The organism is Rhodococcus yananensis (assembly GCF_020515525.1).
GTDB classification, from domain to species: domain Bacteria; phylum Actinomycetota; class Actinomycetes; order Mycobacteriales; family Mycobacteriaceae; genus Rhodococcus; species Rhodococcus yananensis.
Map to the genome: position 1 here is coordinate 1 of NZ_JAIYEP010000141.1, position 4,612 is coordinate 4,612.

Below are 4,612 nucleotides of genomic sequence, written 5' to 3' on the forward strand. Positions count from 1 at the left end.
GCTCTTCCGATATGCAGGATGACCTGCATCGCGGCCGTTCGTCAGCCGTGGCTCACGCACGAGCGAACAGGTCAGGCCAGTTCGGTCGCGGTGCCGCCGGCGGCGGTGATCTTCTCCTTGGCGGAGCCGGAGAACTTGTTCGCGGCGACCTGGACGGCCACCGACAGTTCGCCCTCGCCGAGCACCTTCACGAGCTGGTTCTTGCGAACCAGGCCCTTGGCGACGAGCTCGTCCACGCCGATCGCGCCGCCCTCGGGGAACACCCGGGCGATGTCGCCGACGTTGACGACCTGGTACTCGGTGCGGAATGCGTTCTTGAAGCCCTTGAGCTTCGGCAGACGCATGTGGATGGGCATCTGGCCACCCTCGAAGGCCGCCGGCACGTTCTTGCGTGCCTTGGTGCCCTTCGTGCCGCGACCAGCGGTCTTGCCCTTCGAACCCTCACCGCGTCCGACGCGGGTCTTGTCCGTCTTCGCACCCGGGGCCGGGCGCAGGTGATGCAGCTTGATGGTCATTCTCAGACCTCCTCAACGGTCACGAGGTGACGCACCACGTTGATCAAGCCACGGTTCTGCGGGTTGTCCTCACGAACCACGGACTGACGGATCTTCCGCAGGCCGAGCGTCCGCAGGCTGTCGCGCTGATTCTGCTTGGTACCGATGGTGCTCTTGATCTGGGTGATCTTCAGATCTGCCATTACTTCACGCTCCCAGCAGCCTGTGCACGGGCGCGCAGCATGCCGGCGGGGGCGACGTCCTCGACCGCGAGGCCACGGCGGGCCGCGACCTCTTCGGGACGCTGCAGACCCTTGAGGGCCGCAACCGTCGCGTGCACCACATTGATGGCGTTGTCGGAGCCGAGGGACTTCGACAGGATGTCGGAGATGCCCGCGCACTCCAGCACGGCGCGAACCGCACCGCCGGCGATGACACCGGTACCCGGCGAGGCCGGACGCAGCAGGACGACGCCGGCTGCGGCCTCACCCTGGACGGGGTGGGTGATGGTTCCGCCGATGAGCGGAACGCGGAAGAAGCCCTTGCGAGCCTCCTCGACACCCTTCTGGATGGCCGCGGGAACTTCCTTGGCCTTGCCGTAGCCGACACCGACGACACCGTTGCCGTCACCGACGATCACGAGAGCGGTGAAGCTGAAGCGACGACCACCCTTGACGACCTTCGACACGCGGTTGATCGAGACGACACGCTCGATGTAGTTCGACCGGTCGCCGGCGTTGCCGCCGCGCGAGTCCCGGTCGCGACGGTCGCGTCCGCCGCGGTTGTCTCCACTGTTGGCGTTCTGTCCGGCGGGTCCGCTGCCGCCGTCACGCCGCTGACGTCCCGGCATCAGGCGTTCCTTCCGTTCGTGAAAATGGTCATCAGAACTTCAACCCGCTTTCGCGAGCAGCGTCCGCGAGGGCCGCGATCCGGCCTGCGTAGGTGTGGCCACCGCGGTCGAAGACCACGGACTCCACACCGACGGCCTTGGCGCGCTCGGCGATCAGCTGACCGACCTTGGCGCCGCGGGCCTTCTTGTCGCCCTCGACGGCACGCACGTCCGCCTCGATGGTCGACGCCGCTGCGACGGTCGTACCGGTCAGGTCGTTGATCAGCTGCACGTGGATGTGCCGCGAGGAGCGATTCACGACGAGACGGGGACGCTCGGCGGTGCCGGCGACCTTCTTGCGCAGACGGAAGTGACGACGCGTCTTCGACAGACGACGCGTGGTGGAAGCATCCTTGCCCAGCGGGATCCGCTTGGCCTTCTGGTTCTCGGTCTGGCTCATGATCACTTACCCGTCTTTCCGACCTTGCGGCGGACCTGTTCACCCTCGTAGCGGATGCCCTTGCCCTTGTAGGGATCGGACTTGCGCAGCCGACGGATGTTGGCCGCGATCTGGCCGACCTTCTGCTTGTCGATGCCCGAGATCGAGAACTTCGTGGGCGCCTCGACGGCGAAGGTGATGCCCTCGGGGGCCTCGATGAGCACCGGGTGGCTGAAGCCGAGCGAGAACTCGAGGTCCTTGCCCTTCAGCGCAACGCGGTAACCGACGCCGAAGATCTCCATCTTGGTGGTGTAGCCCTGGGTCACACCGATGATGAGGTTCTGCACGAGCGTCCGCGACAGACCGTGCAGCGCACGGCTGCGACGCTCGTCGTTGGGGCGGTTGATGTTCAGCGCGCCGTCGTCGCCCTTGGCGATGGTGATCGGCTCGGAGATCGTCAGCGACAGGTTGCCCTTGGGGCCCTTCACTGCGACGTCCTGGCCGTCGATGTTCACCTCGACACCGGCGGGAACTGCGACGGGGAGCTTTCCGATTCGCGACATTGTGGTGGCCTCCCTTACCAGACGTAGGCGAGGACTTCCCCGCCCACTCCCTGCTTGGCCGCCTGGCGATCGGTGAGCAGGCCGGAGGACGTGGAGATGATCGCCACGCCCAGGCCGCCCAGGACCTTGGGCAGATTGGTGGACTTCGCGTAGACCCGCAGGCCGGGCTTCGACACGCGGCGCACACCGGCGAGGCTGCGCTCACGGGAGGGCCCGTACTTGAGGTCGACGATGAGGGTCTTGCCCACTTCCGCGTCCTCGACGCGGTAGTCGGCGATGTAGCCCTCGCGCTTGAGGATCTCGGCGATGTTCACCTTGATCTTCGAGGACGGGAGCTTGACCTCGTCGTGGTACGCCGTGTTGGCGTTACGCAGACGCGTCAAGAAGTCTGCGATGGGGTCGGTCATGGTCATGGTCTGACCTGTACACCTTTCTCGGTGCGGTTCCCATGCAACACCGGGAGCGATCCCGATCGTGGGCCTGCAGCGAATCTGGTTTCATGCGAGTCGGCCACGCGGCCGACTCCTGACAGGCGTGGCGGTGGGCGGAACCCTGGGGCCCGCCCACCGATCACGTCACCAGGAGCTCTTGTGAACTCCCGGAAGCTCGCCGGCGTGTGCCATCTCGCGGAGGCAGATACGGCAGAGTCCGAACTTGCGGAACACCGAGTGGGGGCGCCCGCAACGCTGGCAGCGGGTGTAGGCGCGCACCGCGAACTTCGGCTTCTTGTTGGCCTTGTTGACCAGTGCCTTCTTAGCCATGGGCTCAGTTCTCCTTGAACGGGAAGCCGAGGTGCTTGAGCAGGGCACGGCCTTCTTCGTTGTTGGTAGCGGTGGTCACGACAGTGATGTCCATGCCGCGCGGGCGGTCGATCTTGTCCACGTCGATCTCGTGGAACATCGACTGCTCGTTCAGGCCGAACGTGTAGTTGCCGTTGCCGTCGAACTGGTTGCCGTTGAGGCCGCGGAAGTCGCGGATACGGGGAAGCGCGATCGACACGAGACGGTCGAGGAACTCCCACATGCGGTCGCCACGCAGCGTGACGCGCGCACCGATCGGCATGCCCTCGCGCAGCTTGAACTGGGCGATGGACTTGCGGGCCCGGCGGATCTCCGGCTTCTGACCGGTGATGAGCGCGAGATCGTGGACGGCACCGTTGATCAGCTTCGCGTCGCGAGCGGCGTCACCGACACCCATGTTGACGACGACCTTGACGACGCCCGGGATCTGCATGACGTTCGCGTACTCGAACTCCGAGTTCAGCGCGTCGCGGATCTCTTCGCGGTAGCGCACCTTCAGGCGCGGCTGGGTCTTGCTCTCGGTGGTGGTCATGTCAGATGTCCTTCCCGTTCTTCCGGGAAATCCGAACGCGCTTGCCGGTCTCCTCGTCGGTCCGGTAGCCCACGCGGGTGGGGTTGCCGTCCGAGTCGACGACCGCGACGTTGGAAACGTGGATCGGGGCCTCCTGCGTCACGATGCCGCCCTGCGAGGCGCCACGCTCGTTGGCCGAGACCGCGGTGTGCTTCTTGATCCGGTTCACGCCCTCGACGAGGACACGGTTCTCCTTCGGGAAGGCCGCGATGACCTTGCCCTTGGCGCCCTTGTCCTTACCCGAGATGACGAGCACGGTGTCGCCCTTGTGCACCTTCATCACAGCACCTCCGGAGCGAGCGAGACGATCTTCATGAAGCGCTTGTCGCGGAGCTCGCGACCGACGGGTCCGAAGATGCGGGTGCCGCGGGGGTCGTTGTCACCCTTGATGATGACGGCGGCGTTCTCGTCGAACTTGATGTACGAGCCGTCCGGCCGGCGGCGCTCCTTGGCGGTGCGCACGATCACGGCCTTGACGACATCGCCACGCTTGACGTTGCCGCCCGGGATGGCGTCCTTGACGGTGGCGACGATGACGTCGCCGATTCCGGCGTAGCGACGGGACGAGCCACCGAGAACGCGGATGCAGAGAATCTCCTTGGCACCCGTGTTGTCGGCGACACGCAGTCGCGACTCCTGCTGGATCACTTACGTCTCCTTGACCTGGATTGGTGTGTACGTCAGATTTCCGACCTGGACGTACGCGGTCGTCGGCTGCCCACGGCGCGCGTGCGAAAGACACACGGGTCCCGCAAAGCAACCCGTCTAGGGTAGGCCATATACCTCACGCGGGGCAAATTCACCAACTGTGAGGTCACTCCCCACCCCGACCCGGGCGTGTCGCGCACGTCCGGGCAGGGTCCATCACCGACGCCGAGCGGCCCGTCCCCGCACACGCGGGGACGGATCGGAAGAG

10 protein-coding genes are annotated in these 4,612 nt (G+C 65.7%); all 10 read right to left on the reverse strand.

The window, feature by feature from the left end:
• Window positions 1-71: 71 nt before the first annotated feature.
• Window positions 72-515, reverse strand: a complete 444-nt coding sequence (gene rplO, locus LDQ05_RS19265) for a 50S ribosomal protein L15 (protein WP_226438560.1) — start codon at window positions 513-515, stop codon at window positions 72-74.
• 2 nt (window positions 516-517) lie between these two features.
• Window positions 518-697, reverse strand: coding sequence for a 50S ribosomal protein L30 (gene rpmD / locus LDQ05_RS19270; RefSeq protein ID WP_226438561.1), 180 nt, complete (start codon window positions 695-697; stop codon window positions 518-520).
• Complete coding sequence (gene rpsE / locus LDQ05_RS19275; RefSeq protein ID WP_226438562.1) at window positions 697-1,344, reverse strand: 30S ribosomal protein S5; 648 nt, start codon at window positions 1,342-1,344, stop codon at window positions 697-699. The genes rpmD and rpsE overlap by 1 nt, the downstream gene beginning before the upstream one ends.
• Before the next feature lie 31 nt (window positions 1,345-1,375).
• A complete protein-coding gene (gene rplR / locus LDQ05_RS19280) occupies window positions 1,376-1,783 on the reverse strand; it encodes a 50S ribosomal protein L18 (RefSeq protein WP_226438563.1) in 408 nt (135 codons plus the stop codon).
• Between the two features lie 2 nt (window positions 1,784-1,785).
• The gene (gene rplF / locus LDQ05_RS19285; protein ID WP_226438564.1) at window positions 1,786-2,325 is read right to left on the reverse strand and encodes a 50S ribosomal protein L6; all 540 of its coding nucleotides are present in this window, start codon (window positions 2,323-2,325) and stop codon (window positions 1,786-1,788) included.
• A gap of 14 nt (window positions 2,326-2,339) precedes the next feature.
• On the reverse strand, window positions 2,340-2,738 hold the full coding sequence (gene rpsH, locus LDQ05_RS19290) for a 30S ribosomal protein S8 (RefSeq protein WP_226438565.1): 399 nt from the start codon (window positions 2,736-2,738) through the stop codon (window positions 2,340-2,342).
• Window positions 2,739-2,900: 162 nt separating this feature from the next.
• Window positions 2,901-3,086, reverse strand: coding sequence for a type Z 30S ribosomal protein S14 (locus LDQ05_RS19295; protein ID WP_072845931.1), 186 nt, complete (start codon window positions 3,084-3,086; stop codon window positions 2,901-2,903).
• Window positions 3,087-3,090: 4 nt separating this feature from the next.
• Window positions 3,091-3,657, reverse strand: coding sequence for a 50S ribosomal protein L5 (rplE, locus tag LDQ05_RS19300; RefSeq protein WP_226438566.1), 567 nt, complete (start codon window positions 3,655-3,657; stop codon window positions 3,091-3,093).
• Window position 3,658: 1 nt separating this feature from the next.
• Window positions 3,659-3,976, reverse strand: a complete 318-nt coding sequence (gene rplX / locus LDQ05_RS19305; protein ID WP_226438567.1) for a 50S ribosomal protein L24 — start codon at window positions 3,974-3,976, stop codon at window positions 3,659-3,661.
• Entirely contained in the window at window positions 3,976-4,344 is a 369-nt protein-coding gene (gene rplN / locus LDQ05_RS19310; RefSeq protein WP_006554601.1) for a 50S ribosomal protein L14, read from the reverse strand. Before rplN ends, rplX begins: the two co-directional genes overlap by 1 nt.
• Window positions 4,345-4,612 lie beyond the last annotated feature (268 nt).